The sequence below is a fragment of the Flavobacteriales bacterium genome (assembly GCA_016124845.1).
Lineage (GTDB): Bacteria > Bacteroidota > Bacteroidia > UBA10329 > UBA10329 > UBA10329.
Window position 1 is genome coordinate 49,666 of sequence record WGMW01000020.1, and the last position, 25,178, is coordinate 74,843.

Consider the following 25,178-nt stretch of genomic DNA (forward strand, 5'->3'; position numbering starts at 1 on the left):
CTACGGCTTCTGTTTCTGTTCAATGATGCTGGTGTAAGTGTCACCTTGGTGGCAAACACCATGGTAGCCGCCACCGAACGCGCGTTTACCCGTATTGCGTTCTATATTTACCGTCAAACTAATTGATATAAGTCAATGGGATTCGCAAAATTCATAGAGAAGAAGGTCATCAAGCACCTGCCATCGGTGGCGCGCGCGGTGCAGCGCAGCATGAGTGACGATAAGAAGATTGACCTCGTGATGAACGAGATGCGCAACGACCCCGAAATGGTCGATTCGCTTTTCCCGTACCGCGAGAAATATGCGGTGAACAGCAAAATGCCCGAAAAGTCGATGCCGAAGGAAGAGATCCTGAAGCAGATAAAGGAGATGCATGCCGTGGAAAGCAAGCCGTGGAAGAGCGGCAAGATATCGGGTTCGTTCTACCATGGCGATCAGGACCATTACGATTTCCTGAACGAGGCCTTCGGCTACTATTCGCAGGTCAATTCCATTCAGCGCGATGTGTGCCCATCGTTGACCAAATACGAGGGCGAGATCATTGCCATGACGCTCGACATCTTCAATGGCGATGCGGTGAACAAGCGCAACCCACAGCAGAAAGCGTGCGGCTCGTTGACCACAGGTGGCACCGACAGTATTTTCCAGTCGGTGTACGTGCATCGCGAGTGGGGCGTGGACAAAGGCATCACGCAGCCAGAAATTGTGCTGCCTGTTTCGGCACACCCTGCGTTCTTCAAGGCCGCGCATTACCTGAACATGAAAACGATCACGGCCAAGTTGGACGGAAACTTCCAAGCCGATGTGGCCGACATGGCCAGCAAGATCACACCCAATACAGTGATGATCGTGGGTTCGGCAGGTAACTATGGCCACGGCATTATCGACCCGATCGAGAAACTCTCTGACCTTGCGGTGAAACACAATATCGGTCTGCATGTGGATGGCTGTCTCGGTGGGTTTATCCTTGCGTGGGCGCAACCGTTGGGCATCGAATGTCCCGTGTTCGATTTCCGGCTTCCAGGCGTCACCGCCATCTCTGCTGATACGCACAAGTACGGTTATTCGCTGAAGGGGACGTCAACGGTGTTGTTCAGCAACGAGCATCTGAGACGTTACCAATACCATTGCGAGGTCGATTGGCCAGGTGGTGTTTATGTTTCCACAGGTTTCAATGGCAGCAAGTCGGGTGGACTGTTCGCGGCCACGTGGGCGGCCATGATGCACTACGGCAAGGAAGGATATCTGAAACGCGCCAAGGGCATTTTCGAGGTGAACAAGCGATTGAAAGATGTGGTCCGAGGGATTCCTGAACTGCGGTTGTTCGGAGATTCACTTTTCATCACGGCTATTGGTTCGGATCAGTTCAACATCTACCACGTGAACGATTATCTGAAGACCAAAGGCTGGCGCATGAACGGCCAGCAACACCCGAACGGTTTCCATTTCTGTGTGACGGGTCCGCAGATCACCAATACCACCATTGTAGAGGACTTTGAGAAGGACCTGAAAGCGGCCGTGGAGTACGCCAAACAACAGAAAGGCGACCCGAAATCCGCTGCGATGTATGGCGGGGCAGGGAAGGAGATAGACCCCTCGATGTATGTGCCGATGTTGACAGCCTACACTGATGTGACGCAGAGTACCTATCCGTTCTAAGCCATGAGCGATTCCACATCCAAATGTGTGCTCTCCATCGACCTCGGTTCCAGCGGACCCAAGGTTTCTGTGGTCGATCAGAACGGGGATATTCTCGCTACGCGGTCGGGCACGTTCAATAGCATTTATATTAAAGGCGGTGGCGTGGAGCAGGATCCCCACGATTGGTGGGATCAGATCCTGAAGCTTTCCAAGGAGGTCATTGACGAGTCGGGCACGGCCAAACGCATTGTGGCCATTGGCAACTGTGCACAGTATTTCAGCTCGGTACCCGTGGATAAAGATGGCAACCCAGTGCATAACGTCATCATGTGGGAAGATTCGCGGTCTGCCAAGCACATCAGCAAAAAGATGGGCGGTTTTCCATCCATATTGGGGTACAACATTTTCAAGCTGCTCAAGTGGTTGATGTCGGTTGGTATTCCACCAATTCTTTCGGGTGTGGACGGCAGCAGCCACATGCTATGGCTGAAAAACGAAATGCCTGAGGTTTGGAAGAAGACCTACAAGGTGATGGAGCCTTCCGATTACATCAACCTGAAGCTGACGGGCAAATTCCAAACGAACGAGAACATCGGTTTCACCTATGCCATGATCAAAAAGGCAGGGTGGAGCAAAGGCACGTACGACAAAAGCCTCATCAAATTCCTTGGGTTGGATGCGGAGAAGTACCCAGACATCGTTCCAGTATGCGACAATCTGGGAAGTCCGAAAAAGGAAGTGATCGATTGCCTCGGCATCTCAGAGGATGTCAGCGTTTTCTCAGGTATGCAGGACACCACAGCTTGCATGTTGGGCGGAGGTGCTTTTGACCCAATGGATGCGGTGATCGAGATCGGAACCACGCTCAACACGGGTGTTGTTCTCGACACGCGAACCATCGATATTCTGAACGGCATCTATTCTGTGAGCAGTCCAGTTCCTGACAGGTTTATCATGGTGGGCGAGCCTGGAGCGGGCGCCAAGTCGCTCAATTACCTGCTGAACAATCTTCTTCGGGTGGAAGACCCACTTTCAAAGATCAATTCAGATTCGCAGGAGCATCACGCGGCCATTGCCGACAGGATGGCTGCGGAATCGCCTGTTGGAAGTAATGGGGTTGTTTTCCTTCCTTGGATTTTCGGTTCCACCTTCCCCGAACCCGACACGAACATGCGCGGAGGTTTTATCAACCTCAGCCCTGAGAATACGCGGCATGATATGATCCGCGCCATTTTCGAATCGTATGCGCTCAACTTCAAATGGGTGCTGGAAACCAAAGAAAAGAGTCTGAAAGGCAAGATCAAGAAGGTGAATTTTACGGGTGGAGGAGCCATGTGGGAAACCGCTCCTCAGATCTGTGCCGATGCGCTACAGGTCCCAGTTCATCTGATGGACCAACCGCGCCAGGCCAACACCAAAGGCATCGCGTTCGTGTGCTTCAACAATCTTGGCATTGTGACCTACGATGAGATGAAGACCAAGCTCAAAGTGAAAAAGGTCTTCCATCCGCAGAAGGAGAATTTCGAATTCTACGACAAGCGATTGAAGGTTTTCAAGCAGTTGTTCGCGAAGATGCGACCGCTGTATGCTTCGCTGAATCAGTAGTAGACAATGAGGTCGTATCTGCTTTTCATCGTTTTCTTAACTATCACCAAGTATGGTTTCTCGCAGGACACCATTCAGGAGTCTTATGATGATGTGAATGATTTAAAAGAAAAGCTGGTTCGTGATGAAATAGTGGAGTTAGACTATGTGAATTACGACCTGTCCTATGGTGTAAAAGTTCCAAAGTGGTTAAACCTAAAGGAAACGGGAGATGATAAATTGTTTGGAGGAACGTTACCGCCTGTCGATGGAATCAAGAATGCGATATTGATAAGTGGGTTTCTAAGGGATGAGTTTCCCTCGTTCAAGGAGTTTGAGGACAAGTATTTGACAGGGAATAGATTTGGTCAACCGACCAAGTTTAGCTCTTCACACATTTGGTATGGGCAAAACCCTTTAGTTCCTATTGAAAACGGTGTAAAGCAACGCGTATTCACGATTTGGAATAATCACGTTTATCACAATCAATTTGTTCTGCTACAAACAAAAACGGCTTATCTCTGGATACAATTTACTGCGACCCCCGAAACCTACGAGAAGAACATTGGCAAGTTTGAGGAGTTCCTGGCGGGACTAAGGCTATTAGAATAGAGAAAGAGCGAATAACCAATTGCTAATTAGAGCGAGTAATTCTAATTAACTGGTCAACTAATTAACTGGTCAGCTAATTAACTGGTCAGCTAATTAACTGGTCAGCTATCCCTTAACCAACTCCGCAATGATATCCTCAACGGTAATGCCTTCCGCCTCAGCCTTGTAGTTGCGTACAATGCGGTGGCGGAGAATCGGCTCAGCCACGGCACGCACATCTGCAATGTCTGGAGAGAACTTCCCGTTGATGGCCGCATGGCACTTGGCACCGATGATGAGGTACTGTGATGCACGTGGACCCGCTCCCCAGTTCACATATTCGTTCACTTTTGGTGAGGCGAGTTTGGTGTCAGGCCGCGTGCTGGAAGCCAGTTTCACGGCATACTCATAAACGTTGTCCGGAACAGGGATTCTGCGAATGAGCTGCTGGAAATACACAATGTCTTCTGCACTTAGAACAGGACTCAACTTCACTTTCTTGTCGGTGGTGGTTAGTTTCACCACGTTCAATTCCTCTTCGTATGAAGGGTAATCCAACCACACGTTGAACATGAAACGGTCCAACTGCGCTTCGGGCAATGGGTAGGTTCCTTCCTGCTCGATCGGGTTCTGCGTGGCCAGAACGAAGAACGGATGCGGAAGTTCGTGGCGCGTTCCGCCAGCGGTCACGGCCTCTTCCTGCATGGCTTCCAAAAGGGCAGCCTGCGTTTTGGGAGGCGTTCGGTTGATCTCATCCGCCAAGATGATATTGGCGAACAACGGACCTTTTACAAATTGAAACTGCCGCTGGTCGTTCAGAATCTCGGTTCCGATAATGTCTGAAGGCATCAGGTCGGGTGTGAACTGAATACGGCTGTATTTCAGGCCAAGCGCATCGGAAATACTGTTCACTAAAAGCGTTTTTGCCAATCCAGGAACACCCACCAAGAGGCAATGCCCGTGGCTGAAAATTGAGATCAGCACATTCTTCACCACAGCCTCTTGCCCAACGATGGCCTTTCCGATCTCGGCTGTCAGATTTTTGTAAGCACCCTGCAGCGCTTCCATTGCTTCTACGTCACTCTTGAATTGTGTCATTTCGTTTCAGTTTATCGAGTTTATAGAGTTGACAGGTTGAAAAGGTCAAGCGGATTGAATCCGTGAAATGCTCTTTGCAGGAGCTCTTGTCAACTTTGTAAACTGATCTTCATTTCACTATTTCTTCTCCCATCGATGCGCAAACGGACAGTCCTGATACGCTGCATCGATCTTTACATACGTTTCTGCCGCCTTGTCGTTGATCCACTTTTCGATGGTCTTATTTTTCTTCTCGGCCAATGCCGCCTGTTGGATCTTCTGGTAATCGTCCTTCAGATTGGCCACATGCGGCTCGGTCTTACTCTTCAGAAAGAAGAGGTTGTAGGCTTCTTTTCCATCAGGAGATTGGGTCTTTACCGCCTTGGAAATATCCCCAGGTTTCATGTTCTCCACCGTAAGGAAAAGACGCTGATCGATGGAACCCAACTGATCCATTTGGAAGGTGGTGGCGCCCGTCATCGGGTTGAACATCATTCCGCCATTGATCTTGGTTTCCTCATCGTCCGAAAACTTTTCTGCGGCCTGCGCAAAGGTCATTTTCTTCTCCTGAATGAGCTCATAAACGCTGTCAAGGAAAACGCGTGCACGTTCCAGATCCTCAGGAGATGTTTTGGCACGAACCAGAATGTGACGCACATTGATCTGCTCACCGCGTCTTTCCAGCATCTCCACGAAGTGGTAACCGTAGCTGGTTTCGAAAACCTCAGACACTGAATCTTCCTTGAGGCTGAACGCCACCGCATCGAATTCGGGAACCATCATTCCGCGTGTAAAGAATCCGAGGTCGCCACCATTTTTGGAGGAACCAGGATCTTCTGAATAAAGAATGGCCAATGCACGGAAGCTTTCTCCGTCCAAAACGCGCTGACGAAGCTCCTCTGCTTTGGCGCGGGCTGCCTCCTTCTGCGCTTTGGTAACTGCTGGCCTGCGCATGATGCGGCCCAGTTCAATTTCCGTGTTGATGTAAGGCAAACTGTCCTTTGGTATCTTGCTGAAGTAGGCGCGCGTCTCTGCTGGAGTTACTTTGATGTCACCTGTGATCTTCGTTTGCATGCGCTGCGTCAGCAACTGCTCTTTGATCATCTCACGGAACTCATCCTTGATCTCCAGGATCGACTTCTCGTAATACTCTTCCAGTTTCTCTTTGGAACCGAGCTGAGAGATGAAATACTCCAATCTGCGGTTCAATTCGTCTTCCACATCCCCGTCCGAGATCTCCAAACTGTCCACTTTGGAGCGGTGCAGCAGCAAGTTGCCGTAAAGCAATTCCTCAAACATGATGCAACGGCTGTCATCGTTCGGCTCGTAGCCTTGCGAAAGCATTTGCAGGTATTGCGTTTCCAGTTCGGATTGCAACGTGATGCTACCGCCAACAACAGCAATGACGCGGTCGATGGACTGGCCTTCCTGCGCCATGCTTACCAGCGTGGCGGCAACGAAAAGAAGGGTCAGGAAAGCGTTTCTCATATCAGTTGTTCAGTATTTCGAATTCGTTTTTCGAGACCGCATCGTCAAAAATGTCACGTTCAAGTTTTTGCACCAACTCCAGTTTGCGCTGGTTCAAAATTATGTTTCTGATGTTCTGCTCTTCAAACTCGATCGGTGAAACCGAGTTCTTGTACTTGATCTCTCGCACATCCATCATGTAATGCGCTGTAGAATCCGACAAATAAGCAAAGTTGTAAGAAGAGAAATAGTTGAGGTTGATGTAGGAAGTTTTGGGCAGCAGGCCCATCAGTTCTGTGAACGGAACCCATTGCTGATCGTTGAGGTGGAATGCTTTTGCGTGTTGCGTGCAGAATTCCTCCAGTTCCTCTCGGTCTTCAGTTTTTTCAGATCGCACAAGCTTTTTCACTTTCTCCACATCTTTCGAGTTCTCCGCAAGCTTCACGAACACGGCTCTTGCAATGTTGTCCTGTAACTCGAAATTCTGCTTGTTATTGTTGTAGTATTCCTCAATTTGCTGCTTGGTCACGTTGGTGTCCAATCGCTGCTTGATGAGTTGGTTCTCGTACTGGTAAATGATCAGCGACCTGCGGTACTCTTCCAACTGCTTGGTCACATCCTTGTCGGCTTCCTTCAGGTTCAGTTCGGCCTTGTCAAGCAGCAGCATCTGTGTAGCCCAGTTCTTGATGAAGCTGTTGGCGAAGGTGGTGCTGTCATCTGGCGTGAGGTTGGCAGGGAGTACAGCTTTCAGTTCATCAAGGTATAGTTTGTGTTCTTTGGCGCGCGCTACCACAGGGCGTTCTTCCTCCTTTTTAAAAAGACCACACCCCACTACAAAAAGCAGCAGGGTGAGAGCATATACGGTTCGGGTATGGCGCAAAATGGCTTATTTGATCTGCTTGAGCAGGTCGCGGTTGGCGCTGAACTTGTACTTGTTGCGCAACTCATCGATCCACTCTTTCTCCAAGTAATTCTGGTACTCGGCCGTTACAAGTCCGCGAGCTTCTTTTAGCGATTTCGGTGCTGGTTTCAACACTTCTTTCACCAGTACGAAAACCTTGTTGTTGTCCTCGTCAAACGGACCGTAAAGCCCTTTTTTCCATTCCACTTTGCTTAATAGCGGCTCGTCATTCTCTTCATATTTATCGGCCTCTGCACGAAGATTGAGCTGCGAGTTGGCGTTGAATGTTTTCAGGATCTCCTCACGGTTCGGGCTTCCTTTCTTGGCCGTTTTCTCCAGCTCCTTCTTAAGCGGTTCCAAGATGGAATCGTTCTGAACATGATAGATCTCGGCATCCAAGCGCTTGCCCCACATGAATTTGTCTTTGTTCTTTTCGTGGAAAGCCTTCAGCCCAGCGGTATCTTTTACCGCTTTAGACCATACTTTCTGGTCGGTGAGGTCGAACAGCAGGATTCCATCACGGTATTCCTTCAAAAGTGCCTTGTATTCAGGATGCTTTTCAGGAAGCTTACTCTCCTCGTATGCCAACAGACTTTCATCCACGTATTGGTTGTACATGCCGTTCATGATCATGCGAAGGTCTTCGGGTCTTCTTCGCACCTGATGACTTTCCATGTAGTTGGCAAAATCACCTTGCGTGTATTTCTTATCTCCAATGGAGAAAAGCATTACATCAAGTTTAGCTGATGGATCCACTTTCCACTTTCCTTCAATAAGTGTAGAGTCAAGTAGGGCGGCTACCGCATCTATTGCCTTGTTGTTCTCCTTGAATCCGTAATCTTTCTTCACGCGGTTCAAAACAGAAGTCTTGCTCATTTCAGAGCGGCTGTCCTTGGCAACTTTCACCCGAAGTTCTTTTTCCATGTCCTCCATGGAAGGAACAGGGTAACGCTCAAGTCGTTTGATGATGTGCCAGCCGTAGTCCGTTAGAATCGGTTCGGAGATGTCTCCGTCTTTTTTCAAAGCGAATGCGGCCTCTTCAAATTCAGGAACCATTCTACCCGTACCGAAACGTGGCAGTTCGCCTCCTTTGGCCGAAGAACCTCGGTCCTCAGAGTATTTCTTAGCAAGGTCTTCGAAGTTTTCGCCTTTGTCGAGAAGGGCTTTCACTTCCATTATCTTCTCCTGGGCCTTTTTATTCGTTTCACGAGCCTCTTCTATTTGTTTCTTCAGCTCTGCAAGTTCCATTTCAGACTTATTCTTCATTTCACTCTCGGAAGGCTCTTTTGCGGTTTTGATCATGATGTGTGCCGCTCTGATGTCGCCTGGCGCTTCACGGTTTCCGGTCACTTTAAGGATGTGGTAACCGAATCGAGTCCGCACAGGCATGCTGATCTGACCCACAGGTGTATTGTACGCAGCCGTTTCAAATGGATAGACCATACGCAAAACGGAGAACCAACCGAGGTCACCGCCATTGTCTTTTGCAGAAGGGTCTTCGGAGTTCTTTCTGGCAATAGCCGCAAAATCACCCTTCAATGCAGCTTTGCGCAGTTCCATGATCTTATTGTATGCAGCTAACGTGTCCTTCGGCAAGGCATCTGGACCTACCTTGATAAGAATATGGCTGGCGCGGATGTCTTTCAACGAACGCTCGTACGCTTCCTTCACCAGTTTTTCGGTCACTTCCTTATCGGTGAGGTAAGGTTTGGCCAATTGCTTCTGGTAGCCTTTCAGTTCTTCTACGAACTTCTTCACCGTGTCCAACCCCATAGCTTCCGCTTCGCGGACCTTTAATCGGAAATTGATATAGAGTTCCAAGTAGTCTTCGAGGTCTTTCTGATCTACAACCTCATCGCGGTTGTTCTTTTTGTAAACCGCTTCAAATTCAGAAAGCGTTGTGGGCTGGCCGTCAACCGTCAATAGAACAGGGTCTTTTTGTGCAAAAACATTCACACTACCGATGAATGCGGTCAAAAGCAGCGCAGTTTGTAAGAAATTGTTCTTCATGATGTTGTTATGTTACGTTATGCGGGTGGCAAAAATAGAAATTCATCCATGCGAAAACCGCCTTGCTACGGACTGTAGTTCGGTGCTTCGCTGGTTATGGTCACGCCATGCGGATGACTCTCTCTGAAACCAGCAGGAGATATCTTGATGAACTTGGCGTTCTGAAGGTCGGTGATGGTTTTGGCACCACAGTAACCCATTCCGGCCCGAAGACCACCAACGATCTGGTACATCACTTCGGTCAACGTTCCTTTGTAAGGCACACGGCCTACGATTCCTTCCGGTACCAGTTTCTTCACATCATCCTCTGCATCTTGGAAGTAGCGGTCTTTCGAACCTTTCTGCATGGCTTCCAGCGAACCCATACCACGGTAGGTTTTGAACTTTCTTCCTTCCAGAATGACGGTGCGGCCGGGAGATTCCTCCGTTCCCGCAAACATGCTTCCGGCCATCACCACATCGCCACCGGCCACAATAGCCTTTACAATATCTCCTGTGAATTTGATACCGCCATCCGCAATCACGGGAACTCCGGTTCCTTTCAACGCGTTGGCCACATCCATTACAGCGGTAAGCTGCGGAACACCCACACCTGCAATGACCCGCGTAGTGCAGATGGATCCAGGGCCGATGCCCACTTTTACCGCATCTGCCCCATGCTCAACGAGCATTTTCGCGGCATCTGCTGTGGCAATATTTCCCACCACCACTTGCAGGTCTGGAAACGCATCCTTAGCTGTTTTCAGCGCAGTTAGAACTCCCTTTGAATGTCCGTGAGCAGTATCAATAATAATGGCGTCAACACCCACATTGGCCAGCGCAGTAACGCGATCAAGCATGTCGGGAGTTACACCGACAGCCGCTGCTACGCGCAAACGACCGAGGTCATCTTTGCATGCATTCGGGCGGAGTTTGGTTTTGATGAGGTCTTTGTACGTGATGAGACCGACCAGTTTGTAGTTCTTGTCAACTACTGGAAGTTTCTCAATTCGGTGTTTTTGAAGGATTGCTTCGGTCTTGGCAATATCCTGAACCTCGGTGGTTGTGATCAATCCTTCGGAGGTCATCAGTTCGCTGATCGGGCGCTTCATGTTCTTCTCAAAACGCAGGTCGCGGTTGGTGATGATGCCGACCAGTTTGTGGTTGTCATCCACCACTGGAATACCACCGATCTTGTATTCGGCCATCATGCTCTCCGCATCTCCGACCAACGCATCAGCTTTCAGCGTTACGGGGTCGAGGATCATTCCGCTTTCGGCACGTTTCACCTTCCGCACCTCCAAGGCCTGCTGCTCAATGGTCATGTTCTTATGAATGACCCCGATTCCGCCTTCCTGCGCAATGGCAATGGCCATGGCCGCTTCGGTCACGGTGTCCATCGCGGCAGACACGATAGGAACGTTGATCTTGATGTTTCGGGTGAACTTGCTGGCGATATTCACATCGCGCGGCATCACTTCAGAATAGGCTGGAACTAAGAGGACATCGTCATAGGTAAGTCCCTCTCCCTGGAACTTTTCTGGGTCTAACGACATGGGCGAATTTTTATCGTTGCGAATAAAATTCGTGCAAAGGTAGAAATATAACCCGCCTCCAAGGTGCAATTAACACTCTTTTGCACCGCTGTTTTGAACCATTGTGGCGATTACTACTTTTGGAGGTATGCGAAGCTTAATAAAACTCAGACGGTTCCTGCTCATTTTTATTGGAATTGGTACCGTATCCGGTTTCTCGGGGTGTGAGGTTTTTGTGGATATGGGTCTGAAGGATTCCACGTTCGAAATGTACCGTGCGATCATTCCTGGAGGCGACCTGAATTTGAACACGCTGCTCCTGCCGGGCTATAAAGAGAACGATCCCGGATATCGGTATATCATCAATTATTATGGCAATGATCGATGTGTTGGAAAATACTATGCGGCAGACACGTTGAATTATACCGTTGAAGGAACGTGGAGTCTTCCGAATCCGGATGTGTTGAGATTGAAAATTGATCAGTTTGTGGACGGTGATTTCAAGATCACGAAGCTGGATAAGATCACGTACCTGCTGGAAACCGATGCGAACACGTCAGCATTGGGTATCGGCCCACCTCAAGTTGCGCTCAAATTGTATAACCGAAAGGTGTATTGATGGCCGAGGAGAAGATCTACGATCACATTGTGGTCGGTTCGGGTTTCGGTGGTAGTGTTTCGGCCATGCGCCTTACCGAAAAAGGCTACGATGTGCTGGTGCTGGAAATGGGCAAACGTTGGGAATCGAAGGATTTTCCCAAGACCAACTGGAACGTGCGCAAATTCCTCTGGGCTCCGGCCATCAAAGCATTCGGCATTCAGAAGATCAATTTCCTGAATAGAATTATGGTCCTTGGAGGAGCAGGTGTTGGTGGCGGAAGCCTCGTTTATGCCAACACGCACATGTTTCCGCCCGATGCGTTTTTCAACAATCCTGTTTGGTCAGGAATACGAAATTGGAAGGAAACGCTGACCCCATTTTACGAGAAGGCGCGCTTCATGCTCGGTAGTTCCAAGTATGAAAAGGAAGGTCCGGAAGATGAGGTTCTCAAGCAGATCGCCATCGACATGGGCAAGTTGGAAACCTACAAACCGGTTGACCATGTGGGCGTGTATCTCGGTGACCGAAAAGTGGAGAAGGACCCGTATTTCAACGGCCTTGGCCCAAAGAGGAAAGGCTGCATTGAGTGCGCCAATTGCATGGTCGGTTGTCGCTATAATTCCAAGAACACGTTGGATAAGAATTACCTCTATTTCGCAGAGAAATGGGGCGCGAAAGTGGAGGCGGAGACCAAGGTTGTAAAAGTGGAATACAAGGACGGATTGTATCACGTCCACACCGAATCTTCCACTTCTTGGTTCAATAAGAACCGAAGGGTTTTCAAGAGCCGTGGAATCGTTTTCTCTGCTGGCGTTCTGGGAACGATGAAGTTGCTTTTTCGCCAGAAAGAGGAGTTCAAAACACTTCCGAATCTTTCGGATAAACTCGGAGCGAATTTGCGCACCAACTCCGAATCGCTTTGCGGTATTGCGGGCATCGACAAAAAAATGAACCATGGATTGGCCATCAGCCGTGTGTTCAACCCTGATGAGGATACGCACATCGAACTGGTGAAATATGGCGATGGTTCGGGCGTGATGGGGCTGTTGTCGGTGATGGCAGCAGGTGATGGCCCCGCGATTGTTCGCACCATCAAAATGCTGTGGAATTTCCTTACAAGTCCGAGGAAGGTTTGGAATGTGCTGAGAAGAGAATTCGCGCATCATTCCATCATCCTTTTGGTGATGCAATCGTTGGACAATGCGCTGCACATGAAGTGGAAAAAGGGACTTTTCGGTGGAAGTCTGAAGGTGGCAAACAGCGAGAATACGCAAGCGCCAGCGTACATCGATGTTGGTCAGGATGTAATGCATCGCTACGCGGAAAAAACAGGCGGGACTGCGATGAATGCAACCACCGAAGTGCTCTTCAACATGTCATCTACTGCGCACATTCTGGGCGGATGCCCGATGGGTCTGACCAAAGAAGAAGGTGTGGTGAATGACAGATTCGAAGTGCATGGATATCCGAACATGCGCGTTCTGGATGGCTCCATCATTCCATGCAATCTGGGTGTCAATCCAAGTCTCACCATCACCGCGTTGAGCGAATACGCCATGAGCCACGTGCCAGAGAAAGAAGGTAACACATGCAAAACATTGGAAGAGCAAATGATGGCTATCTCTGCGGCATGAAATCCACACTCTTCCTTTTCTCATTTTTCATTTTCTCATTCGCGATAGCGCAAAACCCAGACGAACCATTCTGCGGAAAAGTGAACGAAGGTTTGGAGGTGAAAACGGTTTCAACCATCGGCTTCGGGTCGTGTGCCAGTCAGAACAAACCGCTGCCTGTTCTTCTGAAAGTGGCCGAGCGAAAACCTGATGTGTTCTGCTGGCTGGGTGACAATATTTACGGAGACACGAAGTCGATGAAAGTGATGCGTAAGAAGTACACCAAGCTCGGCTGCAAGGAAGAGTTCCGCAAACTGAACGAAAGCGCCTATTTCCTTGCGGTTTGGGATGATCACGATTATGGTAAGAACGATGGCGGGAAGGAATACCCGATGAAGAAGCAGTCGAAAAAGGTGTTTCTCGATTTCTGGTGTGAGTCTGAAAACTCCGAACGAAGGAACCATGAAGGCAATTACCATTCGGTGATCTATGGTCCTGAAGGGAAGCGCGTTCAATTCATCATGTTGGATAACCGCACATTCCGCGATAAATTGGAAAAGGCCAAGGGTTCGGAGTGGAAAAACGATTACCAGCCGAGCACGGACAGTTCTAAAACGATGCTTGGGAAGAAACAATGGGCGTGGCTGGAGAAGACGCTGCAAGAACCTGCTGACCTGCGCATCATTATGAGCAGCACGCAGTTCGGAATCACGTACAACGGGTATGAGGCATGGGCCAATTTCCCGATGGAGAAGCAGCGTTTCATCGACCTGATCAAGAAAACGAAAGCCAATGGCGTAGTCTTTATTTCGGGCGATGTGCATTGGGCGGAAATATCCAAGCAGCCCGTGGAAGGCGGTTATCCGTTGTATGACGTTACTTCAAGCGGAATCACCCAAGAATGGGGACACACCGAACCCAATGACAATCGCATTGTAGAGCCTTTTCAGCCGAACAATGCGGGCATCATGGAAATTGACTGGGAGCAGGAAGATCCGCTCATCCAATTCAAGATCATTGATGTGAACGGGGAAGAGGTCAGAAACCTTGAGATCCGCTTAAGCGAGCTTCGATTCTGATTTTTTGGAAATGGCCAGAAGGCCGATGAAGGTCAAGGCTCCGTTCAGAATCAGCAGTTCGAAACCGAATTTGTAGCCACCCAACCACGCTTCAGAATTTGCATTGATAATGTAAGTGACAATTGGCGAAGCGATACAGATCAATGGCACCACTTTGTCGCGCACATTCAGTTTGGTGAAAAGCCCGAAAGCGTAAAGCCCAAGCAGCGGACCGTACGTATATCCCGCTACTCGGAAAACCGCGCTGATCACGCTTTCATTATTCACCCATTTGAAGATCATGATAGTAAGAACGAGCAAGGCAGACATGACCACGTGAACCTTCTTTCGCAGTGGCGTTCGTTCGTTCTCTGGTCGTTTTTCAATGTCGAGAATATCCACGCAAGCGGAAGTTGTCAAAGCTGCTAAAGCCGAATCGGCACTTGAATAAGCGGCCGCAATCAATCCCAAAATGAAGAGGATTCCGACAATTATCGGCAGGTGTCCGCCTGTTGCAAGCATCGGGTAGAGGTCGTCTGTCTTGGCAGGAATCTCAAAACCTTTTGCGGTAGCAAACAGATAAAGCAATGCACCGAGCGCGAGGAAGAAAAGATTCACAAAAACCAGCACAAAACTGAAACTGAACATGTTCTTCTGCGCTTCGCCAATGTTCTTGCAGCTAAGGTTTTTCTGCATCATATCCTGATCCAAACCAGTCATTACGATGGAAATGAACGCACCCGCCAAAAACTGTTTCCAGAAGTATTTGGGATGATTCACATCCTCGAAAAAGAAGATCTTGCTGTAGTCGCTCTCGCGGATGGTTGAGACCATTTCGCTATATCCAAAACCGAGTTCTTGACTGATGATTCCAACGGTGAAGATCACCGCCAAAAGCATGAAAAGCGTTTGAAGCGTATCTGTCCAGATGATGGTTTTGATGCCGCCCTCGTACGTGTACAGCCAAATGAAAACGATGGTACCGATAACCGTGGCAATAAACGGAATGCCCCACGCATCGAAAATGGTGAGTTGTAGAACGCCCGCTACCAAATACAGTCTGAATGCAGCGCCAATGGTTCGCGAAAGCAGAAAGAAGGAAGCGCCCGTTTTATAACTGGCGGTGCCGAAACGGTCTTCGAGATAGGTGTAAATGGAAGTGAGGTTGAGCCGATAGTACAGCGGCATCAGTACCGTGGCAATGACGGTGTAACCGACCAAATAGCCCAGCACCATTTGCATGTAGCTGAACTGCGATGTGCCCACCCAGCCAGGCACAGAAATAAAGGTGACACCACTCAAACTGGTACCGATCATCCCAAAGGCAACCACCCACCAAGGCGATTGCCGATTGCCAATAAAGAATGAGTTGTTGTCAGCGCCCTTCGAAGTGACCTTCCCGATAATGAAAAGCATCACGAAGTAGGCGGCAATGATGGAGAGAATGAGGATTGGGGACATAGGCTATGTTCTTGCAAATAATATCAATGGTCGGATGTTTCCGTTGTCTGCTTTGTGAAGCGCGGCAATGTAGCTTTTGCGCACGTCATCAGGCTTTCCCATTCGCGATGCACTCCACGAGAATACCTCATTCCCAAAAACAGTTTCAGCAAGAATGTCGGCCATGAGGCGCGAATGCCGCCCGTTTCCGTTCGCAAAGCAATGAATGCTTACCAACCGATGTTTGAAGCGGATGGCAATTTCATCTGGCGGAAAGGTTTCGTGTTCAATCCAATAGGTTGTGTCATCCAGTAGTTGTTTCAACTCCGTTCCGATCTGCGGCCACTTGGTGCCAATGTTCTTGTCTGTCCTGCGGAATTCACCTGCCCATTTCCAGACATCACCGAACATGCGTCTGTGAACCGTCTTCAGGAACTTTTCGGTCAGCACATTCTTTGGTTTGAAATTGGACTGGATGATCCAGACCAACGCCTTTTCCATGTTCAACTGTTCCAGTTCGTCAAGCTCCTCATGCGTTGTGACCGAGGCGATTCGGAGTCCTTCCTTTTCGGCTTCGTCCAAAGGTGTTTGGCCGTCATGGTATTCGAGTTTCAGTCCCATATCGACCGTCTCATTTCGCGTTTGATCTCATCCGTCAGGTCGTCAATGGCCTGTCTTATTCGTTCTTCGCTGTTGCCCTGGTCTTCCAGTTGCATATTATGATGTGTGCGCCTCACGATCTTCTCGGCCAAAGCGCGTGCCTTTCGTTCCACCAACTGATCGACCGTTCCTTCTTTGGGTACAAGACCATATACCAGTTGCATGTCCATGGCATTGGCGGCTTCGCGCAGGTTTTTCAAGGAAATGGCACCGCTCGCCTCGCGCATTTCAATGGCCTTGGCTGATTGCTTGGATGTGCCCAGTCGATTACCCAACTGCTCCAAGGTCATGTTCAGAGCGGTACGCACTGCTTGGAGCCAGCCTTTTTCAGGTGCGGGAATATTCCGAGCGCTTCGGAAAGGTTCAATTTTCCGCTCCAACTGTTCCAATATGAGTTTATCCCTCTGACCCAAAACGAAACAAAAGTAAATTAATAAGTTTACTTATGCAAATATGAAGTAAAATAATGCATTTACATTTTTGGATAAAAGTAAAAATATTTATTTACTAAATGATGACAAGCGCCACTATGTATGCGGCAATGATGGAAAAAATGAGCACCGGAGACATGATTCGAAATTATCGTCTTCTTAACCTTGAAACGAGTCTTCAATTACGAGTTAATCAAGCCAAGAATGTGTGTAACTACGGTTCGAAAAGGTTGAGGCATCCGTTATCTTCGCCTCAATGAATCTCGTTTCCAAAGTTCTTCAGCAAGCAGTAGATGAGTTTGCACAATTGCCGGGTGTAGGGCAGAAGACGGCTTTCCGTTTTGTGCTGCATCTACTAAAGAAAGACCCTCAGGAACTTCGGAAATTCGGGAACACATTTCTGCAATTGCAGGAACAGGTGCAGTACTGCAAGGAGTGCTTCAACATTACGGATAGAGAGATCTGCGACATCTGTGCCGACAACAGACGGGATAGAACCACCATCTGCGTGGTGGAGGACATCCGCGATGTGGTTTCCATTGAGAATACCGAGCAGTTCAAAGGTCTGTATCATGTGCTTGGCGGCATCATTTCGCCATTGGATGGCATTGGTCCCAGCGACCTGCACATTTCACCGTTGATAGAACGCCTGCAATCTGGCGAGGTGAAGGAAGTGATCTTTGCACTCACCACTACCATGGAAGGTGACACCACCAATTTCTACCTCTCGCGCCAGCTACAGAAATTCGATGTAAAACTCAGCACCTTGGCACGTGGCGTTTCCATTGGTGGCGGGTTGGAATACACGGACGAACTGACCCTCGGACGCTCATTGGTAAACCGCGTGCCTTACGAAAGTTCGTTGGCGAAGTAGAACGCAGAAAACCCGGGTAGGGTGGATTTTCGTTGATTTCCAAGTTTTGACGAATAATAAATCAGCGATTTTCCGCGTCATCAGCGTCATCCGCGTTCCATTAGCATATTTGCAGCGATGAAACTCTCCATCGTCATCGTCAATTATAATGTGCAGCACTTCTTGGAGCAGTGCCTGCAATCGGTGATGACGGCCATTCAGAACGTACCATCTGAAGTTTTTGTGGTGGACAACAACTCGGTGGATGGTTCGGTGGCAATGGTCGAAGCCAAGTTTCCTTCAGTAAAGCTGATTGCGAACAAGGACAACGTTGGATTTTCGAAAGCCAACAATCAGGCAATGCGATTGGCGACAGGCGAATACGTGCTACTTCTCAATCCGGACACGTTGGTCGAAGCCGACACATTTGAGAAAGTGGTCAAGTTCATGGATGAGCACCCAGATGCTGGCGGCCTCGGCATCAACATGGTGGACGGAAAGGGTAAATTTCTTCCGGAGAGCAAGCGAAGTCTGCCAACTCCCGAAGTGGCGTTTTACAAGATTTTCGGGCTGAGTTGGCTGTTCCCAAAGTCCAAGCGGTTTGGAAAGTATCATCTATCCTACTTGGATAAGGACGAAACGCACGAGATTGAAGTGCTTTCGGGCGCGTTCATGCTGATGCGTAAGGAAGCGTTGGATAAGGTTGGACTGCTGGATGAGGATTACTTCATGTACGGAGAGGACATCGATCTTTCGTATCGCATCATCAAAGGCGGTTACAAGAACTACTATTATCCAGAGGCGCGCATCATTCATTATAAAGGTGAAAGCACCAAAAAGGGAAGTCTGAATTACGTGTTCGTGTTCTACAACGCGATGGCGATTTTCGCCAAGAAGCATTTTTCAAAGGAGCGCGCGCAGATGTTCTCGTTGCTCATCAACTTCGCCATTTTGTTGCGGGCTTCCATTTCAGTTGCCAATCGCTTTGCGAAGCGAATTGCGTTGCCACTTCTGGACGGAGCACTCATTTACGCAGGGTTGTTCGTCATTTCCACCTATTGGGAATCATCGGTAAAAGCTGGCGAAGGATTGCATTACCCGAAGGAATTCTTCCTGTTCGTACTTCCAGTTTACGTGCTGATCTGGCTCGTTTCCATGCACTTTTCGGGCGGTTACGATAAGCCGATAAAGCTTTCCAATGTGGTGAAAGGTTTGGTGGCTGGTTCAGCCATCATATTAATAGGCTATGGATTGATGGGCGAGCAGGTGCGTTTCAGTCGTGCAGTAATTCTTATCGGTTCACTTTGGGCGTTGATGGTCATTCCGTTGGTGAGGTTTGCGCTTCATCTGTTGAAGGTGAGCGGTTTCAATCTGAACAGCGAGAAGACCAAACGCTTTTTGGTGGTTGGAAGGTCAGATGAAATTTCTCGGGTTGAGAACCTTTTGAAAGATACATTCAAAACACTTGGTTTTGTAGGGCGGTATGAAGTTTCGGATGAGAGTGACCTTTCCAAACTGGATGAGTTCATCCGTATTCAGAACATTGGCGAGGTGATCTTCTGTGCGAAGGACATTCCCGCGCAGCGGATAATTGATTGCATGACGCAGACCAACTTCCCAGAAGTTGATTTTAAGATAGCGCCCAGCGAAACCATGTTTCTCATAGGTAGCAACTCCATCAATACAGCTGGTGATCTATACGCGTTCGGTATCAATGCCATTACCAAACCGACCAATCAGCGGGTAAAACGATTGCTGGATGTATTGCTGGCGATCCTCTTTCTGGCGCTTAGCCCAATAATCATTTGGGCGATGAAAAATCCATTCGGACTGATCAAGAACATTCTGCTTGTCCTCATCGGAAAGCGAACATGGGTCGGCTACATCAAAGACCTTAATGCCGATCAGAATTTCCAATTGCCGAAGATTGCGGACTCAGTCCTGAACCCGTTGGATGGATTGGAAGCGGGCGAACCTGATGAAGAGGGATTGACACGATTGAACATGCTCTACGCCAAGGATTATCGCGTAGCAAACGATTTGAATATCGTGTTCAAGGGTTTTCGTAATCTGGGCAGGTGATAAACCTCGAAGGTTTTCAAAACCTTCGAGGTTTGCTTTGATAGTTATCTTTGCCCTCCCAAAATTGTAGCAATGGCTAAAGTTGAAGTGTTGATGCCCAAGATGGGCGAAAGTGTGGCAGAAGCAACGGTTATCCGTTGGTTGAAAGAGGTTGGCGATACCGTTGAGTTGGATGAGCCGATCATGGAGATCGCAACCGATAAGGTTGATAGCGAGATTCCATCGCCTGTGGAAGGCGTTCTTGCCGAGCAATGCTGTCAGGCCGATGATGTGGTTCAGGTTGGAAGTCCTGTGGCATACATAACGACTGAGGCGGGTGCTACTTCAGAACCTGCGCCAAAAGCACCTGAACCAACGAAAGACGAAAAGCCGCAGCCAGTTGCTGAGCCAGTTTCGGCCTCGTCTAACGGTCATTCTTCAAACGGAGCAGCCGAAGTGGGCGAGATTCCAAAACGTTCGGATAGTGGACGTTTCTACTCGCCATTGGTGAGAACCATTGCCAAAACAGAAGGAGTTTCCGTTCAAGAACTCGAAACCATTGAAGGAAGCGGACAGGGTGGAAGAGTGACCAAGTCGGATATTCTCAACTATCTGCCTAATCGCGGCACGCAAACGGAGGTACAGACAGCACCAGCGGTTTCGCAGCCAGCACCCAAAGCAGCGCCCACAGCTCATGTCGGAAAAGTTTCTGTTCCATTGATGCCAGGCGATGAGATCGTTGAAATGGACCGCATGCGCAAACTCATTGCAGAACACATGGTGATGAGCAAGCATACATCGCCACACGTAACGAGTTACGTGGAAGCCGATGTGACCAATGTCGTCATGTGGCGCGATAAGGTGAAGGATGCATTCTTGAAACGCGAAGGCGAAAAACTGACATTCACTCCGATTTTCATTGAAGCGTTGGTGAAGGCCATTAAAGACATGCCAGGTGTAAATGTTTCGTTGGACGGACAGAACATCATCAAGCGCAGATCCATCAACATGGGAATGGCAACGGCCAGACCAGACGGAAACCTGATCGTTCCCGTCATTAAGAATGCCGATCAAATGAGTCTGCTTGGACTGACCAAAGCCGTGAATGACCTTGCTGATAGAGCTCGGAGCAACAAACTTGCGCCAGAAGAAATTCAGGGTGGAACCTATACCATCACCAATGTTGGAACATTCGGCAACGTGATGGGAACGCCAATTATCAATCAGCCGCAGGTGGCCATTATGGCTGTTGGAGCCATTAGAAAGAAGCCTGCAGTGATTGAAACACCAACGGGCGATGCCATTGCAATTAGACACATGATGTTCCTCTCGCACTCTTACGATCATCGCATTGTTGATGGTGCTTTGGGAGGTTCATTTGTGCGTAGAGTGGCAGATTATTTGGAGAATTGGGACATCAATAGAACCATTTAGTCTAATTTGCGTATCGGGTGCATCCGAACGGTGAATTCGGATCGATTTTAACGTGACCGATCTATTGATCAGCAAACCGATATGTATCATATGAGCCGACCGCTATCTCTGCTATTTGCTGCATTTTTGTTCGTAACCCAAGCTGTATTTGCACAGCGACAGGCCAACAAAGAAGCTCATTTCAAAAGGGTTTTTCCCGTTGCCAACGAGCAGCTGGAAGCAGGAAAAGCGGAGCGTGCGGCCAAGAACTTCATGGATCTTCACAACATCGATTCTACCAATTGTTTCCTCAACTATAAGGTCGGTAGAAGTTACTTGTTGATCAATGGCCAGAAGGCCAAAGCGGTTCCTTATTTGGAAAAGGCGGTGGTGAAGACCAGCGCCAAGTCGAAGGACAATTACAAAGAGACCGAAGCTCCGCTTGATGCCTATTACTATTTGGCGCGTGCGTACCATCTCAATTCGCAGTTCGACAATGCCATTGCCGCGTACCGTAAGTATTTGGAAGTCGATAAATCCATCGACAAACTCAAGCAGGAGGAAATTGAATGGATGATCCAAACCTGTTTGAACGGAAAGTTGCTGAAAGAATCTCCGATCAGCGCCACAACAGAGAATCTGGGAGAGAACATCAATTCCATATACGATGAGTATGCAGCCGTGGTTGATGCCACCGAATCGATGCTCATTTTCACTTCCAGACGACCGACCTGTACAGGTGGTCAGCTGGACCTTGACGACAAGTACTTCGAGGATATTTTCGTTTCACAGAAACAGGAAGATGGAACTTGGGGCAAGCCTGTGGGTATCGGAAGCCGCATCAATACCGAAGGTCACGATGCCAGTATCGGTCTTTCTGCAGATGGACAGGAACTTTACATCTACCGTGATGATTTTGGAGACGGCAACATCTACGTAAGTCAGATGAAAAATGGTTCATGGAGCGAACCACTTCTTCTCAATCAGAACATCAATTCACCGTTCCGAGAGACGCATGCGACCGTTTCGGCCGATGGACAGACACTTTATTTCACTTCCGATAGAAGCGGTGAAGGTGGAATGGACATCTTCCGAAGCCGCAGATTACCTAATGGAGAGTGGGCGGTTGCCGAGAATTTGGGAGACGTGATCAATACCAAATATGATGAGGAGGCTCCGTTCATCCATCCCGATGGGAAAACCCTTTTCTTCAGTTCGAAGGGACACAACAGCATGGGCGGTTACGATATTTTCTTCTCGGTGGAGGAAAATGGGAAATGGTCCACACCAATGAACATCGGTAGTCCTGTCAACACACCCGATGACGATTACTTCTTCGTAATGTCGCCAGACGGAAAGCGTGCCTATTATTCATCTTCAAGCGGCAAGGGGTATGGCGGAAAGGACATTTACCTGATCCGATTGGATAGAGACCGTGAAGTTCCGCTTACAGTTTACAAAGGAGCCATCATGCCAAACGAGCAAGGCAAGCTGCCGCAGGATGTTCAGATAAAAGTGACCGATAACGAAACAGGAGAATTGTTCGGTATTTACAGGCCACGGCAGGACAACGGGCGGTTTGTGCTCATTCTTCATCCAGGAGGGAATTACAATATCGCTTACGAGGCGGATGGCTATCTCTATAAGTCGGAGAAATTGTTTGTTCCAGAGAACACATCTTACTTCGAGATAAACCGTGCCATACAGTTAAAACCGATCGCATTGAACAAGTAGGTTTTATGCAGCTTTCGGCTGGTCGATTTCGTCCATCTCAACTTTGTAATTCTTTTATCTTTGGCGGAATTATGGACTGTCACAAGTACCGACATCCATAGTTAGAACGCACTTAGCAGAGTAGTTCTGAGGAAAAGGGAAATGAAATATCTGATTTCAGGTGGATTGCTGTGGTTGATGTCGGTAGCTTGTCTGGCACAACCTTACGGTGACTCCAAGTTCAAGCAGAAATTCAACAAGGCTGATGCTTTGGTGTACGATGGCGCGTACATGGATGCGCTCCCATTGTTGGAAGAGTTGTATGCTTCCGATTCAATGAACGCCAATGTCAACCATCTGTTAGGCATCTGTTACCTGATGGGAAAGAAAGACCATGCCTTGGCCATCAAACGGTTAGAGTCTGCTACGCGCGATGTGGCAAGCCCTGGAACGTATGAGGAAGGTAACTGGAAAGAGAAGCGCGCGCCAGGCATCACCTATTACTATTTGGGTAAAGCGTATCACCATAAGAATCAGTTTGACAGGGCGGTTTCCAATTACTACAATTACCGTTCGTTCATTGAACTGGACGATGTGGAAACCTACAATCAGGTACGTCAGCAAATTCAGTATGCCGAGAACGCCATGGAGTTGACCAAGCACCCAGTTGGTGTGAAGATCACCAATATGGGGCCAACGGTCAACAGCAAGTACCCCGATTATTGCCCGATCGTAACGGCTGATGGACGTACACTCATCTTCACATCAAGAAGAGAAGGCGGAACTGGCGGATTGGTAGACGACAATGGCAATTACTATGATGATATTTACATAAGTACGCGTCAATCGGGCACGCAATGGAGTGCTCCTAAAAGTATAGGTTCCAATATCAATACCCCAGGACATGATGCGGCCATTGGCCTTTCTCCAGACGGGCAGTTATTGTTCATCTACAAGGACGATAATGGCGATGGCAATATCTACTATAGCACCAAAAATGGTGGCGATTGGAGCAAGCCTGAACCGATGGGTTCTGATATCAACAGCAAATCGTGGGAGACACACGCAACGGTCAACGCCACGCAGGACATGCTGATCTTCGTTTCGAACCGAAGCGAAGGAGGATATGGTGGTAGGGACCTTTGGTATTGCAAAAAACTCCCAAATGGAGAATGGGCATTGGCTCAGAACATGGGGAGTGTCGTCAACTCGCAGTACGAAGAGGATTCACCTTTCATTTCTGCCGATGGCAAGACGTTGATATTCAGTTCCATGGGACACACGTCCATGGGTGGTTTCGATATTTTCCGTTCGGAGTTTGAGGATGGCGCATGGACCGTGCCTGAGAATATCGGGTATCCGATCAACACCTCAGAAGATGATGTGTTCTTCATCTTGGCGCCTGACGGTCGCACAGGTTACTACAGTTCCGATAAGGACGGTGGTTTCGGTGGAACAGATCTTTACATGCTTCGACTGGAAGCCAAGAAGTCTGACGCGATGGCGGTGGCACGGGGCAACATGAAAGTACCTGCAATGGCCTATGCGGATATTAGTGCCAAGATCACCGTTACGGATGAAGGAGGCGCCAATATCGGTACCTATCGGCCCAATCCTTCAACGGGTTTTTTCGTGCTGATTCTCCGTCCAGGCGAAACATACACGATCACATACGAAGCCGATGGGTACGAACCTATCGTGGCCAAGCTTCCGATTTCTCAAGATGAATCTTACGAAGAATATGATGGAGTATTGGAGTTGGAAGAAGTGGTGTTCGGAGAGAACATTCTGGCGCTCCAGGACGAAACGAAGAAGTTAGAGGAAGAGGCAGCACTGGCCGCCCAACGGGCAGCTGACGAAGAGCGTTTGGCCGCAGAAGCAGAGGAGCGGGCGAAACAACAAGCCGAGGCAGAGGCGCTTGCAAAGCAGAAGGAAGAGGAAAGAAAAAAAGCAGAGGCATTAGCAGCAAAGGAGAAAGAGGAAGCAGAAGCGGAACTTGCTTCGGAAGAAGAGCGGGCCAAGCAAGCTGAATTGGAACGAAGAAAGGCCGAAGCGAAGGCACGATTTGAAGCGATTCAGGCACAGGCTGCCAAAGAAGCGGCAGAGAAGGAAGCTTCAGAACAGGCGGAAGAAACAGCCCAGACAGAAAATGCTGAGGCAGAACTTGCAGCCAAGCAGGCGGAAGAAACTCCTCAGGCCAAAGCGGCTGAGGAAGCTCGCCTAAAAGCAGAGAAGGAATCCAAAGCACAAGCAGAAAAGGCCGCAGCTGAACTTGCAGCCAAAAAAGCAGAAGAAGCTGCTCAGGCCAAAGCGGCTGAGGAAGCTCGCTTAAAAGCAGAGCAGGAATCCAAAGCACAGGCTGAAAAGGCCGCAGCTGAACTTGCAGCCAAAAAAGCAGAAGAAGCTGCTCAGGCCAAAGCGGCTGAGGAAGCTCGCCTAAAAGCAGAGCAGGAATCCAAAGCACAGGCTGAAAAGGCCGCAGCTGAACTTGCAGCCAAGCAGGCAGAGGAAGCTGCACGGGCCAAAGCGGCCGAGGAGGCTCGTCTAAAA

General features: G+C 48.9%; 19 protein-coding genes. 11 read left to right on the forward strand and 8 right to left on the reverse strand.

Annotated elements, in window-relative coordinates; genetic code table 11:
• Positions 1-135 precede the first annotated feature (135 nt).
• The 3 genes from GC178_09195 to GC178_09205 are packed head-to-tail and all read left to right on the forward strand — an operon-like array spanning position 136 to position 3,837.
• Positions 136-1,659, forward strand: coding sequence for an aminotransferase class V-fold PLP-dependent enzyme (locus tag GC178_09195; GenBank protein MBI1287740.1), 1,524 nt, complete (start codon positions 136-138; stop codon positions 1,657-1,659).
• 3 nt (positions 1,660-1,662) lie between these two features.
• Positions 1,663-3,246, forward strand: a complete 1,584-nt coding sequence (locus GC178_09200; GenBank protein MBI1287741.1) for a hypothetical protein — start codon at positions 1,663-1,665, stop codon at positions 3,244-3,246.
• Between the two features lie 6 nt (positions 3,247-3,252).
• Positions 3,253-3,837, forward strand: a complete 585-nt coding sequence (locus GC178_09205) for a hypothetical protein (GenBank protein MBI1287742.1) — start codon at positions 3,253-3,255, stop codon at positions 3,835-3,837.
• A 105-nt stretch (positions 3,838-3,942) separates the two neighbouring features.
• Here the strand turns inward: GC178_09205 and GC178_09210 are convergent, their stop codons facing one another.
• The 5 genes from GC178_09210 to guaB all read right to left on the reverse strand — a co-directional run bounded on the left by GC178_09210 (position 3,943) and on the right by guaB (position 10,806).
• Positions 3,943-4,914: an AAA domain-containing protein gene (locus GC178_09210; GenBank protein MBI1287743.1), complete on the reverse strand. Its 972-nt coding sequence runs from the start codon at positions 4,912-4,914 to the stop codon at positions 3,943-3,945.
• Between the two features lie 117 nt (positions 4,915-5,031).
• A complete protein-coding gene (locus tag GC178_09215; GenBank protein ID MBI1287744.1) occupies positions 5,032-6,381 on the reverse strand; it encodes a peptidylprolyl isomerase in 1,350 nt (449 codons plus the stop codon).
• Between the two features lies 1 nt (position 6,382).
• On the reverse strand, positions 6,383-7,240 hold the full coding sequence (locus GC178_09220; GenBank protein MBI1287745.1) for a hypothetical protein: 858 nt from the start codon (positions 7,238-7,240) through the stop codon (positions 6,383-6,385).
• Between the two features lie 6 nt (positions 7,241-7,246).
• Complete coding sequence (locus GC178_09225; protein MBI1287746.1) at positions 7,247-9,271, reverse strand: peptidylprolyl isomerase; 2,025 nt, start codon at positions 9,269-9,271, stop codon at positions 7,247-7,249.
• A 65-nt stretch (positions 9,272-9,336) separates the two neighbouring features.
• Positions 9,337-10,806: an IMP dehydrogenase gene (guaB, locus tag GC178_09230; GenBank protein MBI1287747.1), complete on the reverse strand. Its 1,470-nt coding sequence runs from the start codon at positions 10,804-10,806 to the stop codon at positions 9,337-9,339.
• Between the two features lie 127 nt (positions 10,807-10,933).
• Between guaB and GC178_09235 the strand changes: the two genes are divergently transcribed.
• From GC178_09235 to GC178_09245, 3 genes are read left to right on the forward strand one after another with little or no spacing between them, the layout of a single operon-like run.
• Positions 10,934-11,404 (forward strand): hypothetical protein, encoded by a 471-nt coding sequence (locus GC178_09235; GenBank protein ID MBI1287748.1) that lies wholly within the window; start codon positions 10,934-10,936, stop codon positions 11,402-11,404.
• On the forward strand, positions 11,404-13,020 hold the full coding sequence (locus tag GC178_09240; protein MBI1287749.1) for an NAD(P)-binding protein: 1,617 nt from the start codon (positions 11,404-11,406) through the stop codon (positions 13,018-13,020). Before GC178_09235 ends, GC178_09240 begins: the two co-directional genes overlap by 1 nt.
• Complete coding sequence (locus tag GC178_09245; GenBank protein ID MBI1287750.1) at positions 12,975-14,078, forward strand: alkaline phosphatase family protein; 1,104 nt, start codon at positions 12,975-12,977, stop codon at positions 14,076-14,078. The genes GC178_09240 and GC178_09245 overlap by 46 nt, the downstream gene beginning before the upstream one ends.
• Here GC178_09245 and GC178_09250 read toward each other — a convergent pair.
• From GC178_09250 to GC178_09260, 3 genes are read right to left on the reverse strand one after another with little or no spacing between them, the layout of a single operon-like run.
• Positions 14,058-15,518 (reverse strand): sodium:solute symporter, encoded by a 1,461-nt coding sequence (locus GC178_09250; protein MBI1287751.1) that lies wholly within the window; start codon positions 15,516-15,518, stop codon positions 14,058-14,060. The genes GC178_09245 and GC178_09250 overlap by 21 nt on opposite strands.
• 3 nt (positions 15,519-15,521) lie before the next feature.
• A complete protein-coding gene (locus tag GC178_09255) occupies positions 15,522-16,118 on the reverse strand; it encodes a mobile mystery protein B (protein ID MBI1287752.1) in 597 nt (198 codons plus the stop codon).
• Entirely contained in the window at positions 16,109-16,570 is a 462-nt protein-coding gene (locus tag GC178_09260) for a mobile mystery protein A (protein MBI1287753.1), read from the reverse strand. Before GC178_09260 ends, GC178_09255 begins: the two co-directional genes overlap by 10 nt.
• Positions 16,571-16,844: 274 nt before the next feature.
• Here GC178_09260 and recR point away from each other — a divergent pair, with 274 nt between their 5' ends.
• The 5 genes from recR to GC178_09285 form a co-directional block, all read left to right on the forward strand.
• The gene (gene recR, locus GC178_09265) at positions 16,845-17,462 is read left to right on the forward strand and encodes a recombination protein RecR (GenBank protein ID MBI1287754.1); all 618 of its coding nucleotides are present in this window, start codon (positions 16,845-16,847) and stop codon (positions 17,460-17,462) included.
• Positions 17,463-17,579: 117 nt separating this feature from the next.
• The gene (locus GC178_09270; protein MBI1287755.1) at positions 17,580-19,523 is read left to right on the forward strand and encodes a glycosyltransferase; all 1,944 of its coding nucleotides are present in this window, start codon (positions 17,580-17,582) and stop codon (positions 19,521-19,523) included.
• Positions 19,524-19,595: 72 nt separating this feature from the next.
• Complete coding sequence (locus GC178_09275; GenBank protein ID MBI1287756.1) at positions 19,596-20,936, forward strand: 2-oxo acid dehydrogenase subunit E2; 1,341 nt, start codon at positions 19,596-19,598, stop codon at positions 20,934-20,936.
• Positions 20,937-21,017: 81 nt separating this feature from the next.
• Entirely contained in the window at positions 21,018-22,649 is a 1,632-nt protein-coding gene (locus tag GC178_09280) for a hypothetical protein (protein ID MBI1287757.1), read from the forward strand.
• A gap of 141 nt (positions 22,650-22,790) precedes the next feature.
• A partial coding sequence (locus tag GC178_09285; GenBank protein ID MBI1287758.1) for a hypothetical protein occupies positions 22,791-25,178 on the forward strand: 2,388 nt, incomplete at its 3' end.

Bases quoted from the DNA above. Each gene is read 5' to 3' on its own strand.
- GC178_09210 (MBI1287743.1), bottom strand. From the start codon at position 4,914: ATGACACAATTCAAGAGTGACGTAGAAGCAATGGAAGCGCTGCAGGGT.
- GC178_09250 (MBI1287751.1), bottom strand. From the start codon at position 15,518: ATGTCCCCAATCCTCATTCTCTCCATCATTGCCGCCTACTTCGTGATG.
- guaB (MBI1287747.1), bottom strand. From the start codon at position 10,806: ATGTCGTTAGACCCAGAAAAGTTCCAGGGAGAGGGACTTACCTATGAC.
- GC178_09215 (MBI1287744.1), bottom strand. From the start codon at position 6,381: ATGAGAAACGCTTTCCTGACCCTTCTTTTCGTTGCCGCCACGCTGGTA.
- GC178_09225 (MBI1287746.1), bottom strand. From the start codon at position 9,271: ATGAAGAACAATTTCTTACAAACTGCGCTGCTTTTGACCGCATTCATC.
- GC178_09280 (MBI1287757.1), top strand. From the start codon at position 21,018: ATGTATCATATGAGCCGACCGCTATCTCTGCTATTTGCTGCATTTTTG.
- GC178_09200 (MBI1287741.1), top strand. From the start codon at position 1,663: ATGAGCGATTCCACATCCAAATGTGTGCTCTCCATCGACCTCGGTTCC.
- GC178_09255 (MBI1287752.1), bottom strand. From the start codon at position 16,118: ATGGGACTGAAACTCGAATACCATGACGGCCAAACACCTTTGGACGAA.
- GC178_09275 (MBI1287756.1), top strand. From the start codon at position 19,596: ATGGCTAAAGTTGAAGTGTTGATGCCCAAGATGGGCGAAAGTGTGGCA.
- GC178_09205 (MBI1287742.1), top strand. From the start codon at position 3,253: ATGAGGTCGTATCTGCTTTTCATCGTTTTCTTAACTATCACCAAGTAT.
- GC178_09245 (MBI1287750.1), top strand. From the start codon at position 12,975: ATGCAAAACATTGGAAGAGCAAATGATGGCTATCTCTGCGGCATGAAA.
- GC178_09195 (MBI1287740.1), top strand. From the start codon at position 136: ATGGGATTCGCAAAATTCATAGAGAAGAAGGTCATCAAGCACCTGCCA.
- GC178_09235 (MBI1287748.1), top strand. From the start codon at position 10,934: ATGCGAAGCTTAATAAAACTCAGACGGTTCCTGCTCATTTTTATTGGA.
- GC178_09270 (MBI1287755.1), top strand. From the start codon at position 17,580: ATGAAACTCTCCATCGTCATCGTCAATTATAATGTGCAGCACTTCTTG.
- recR (MBI1287754.1), top strand. From the start codon at position 16,845: ATGAATCTCGTTTCCAAAGTTCTTCAGCAAGCAGTAGATGAGTTTGCA.
- GC178_09240 (MBI1287749.1), top strand. From the start codon at position 11,404: ATGGCCGAGGAGAAGATCTACGATCACATTGTGGTCGGTTCGGGTTTC.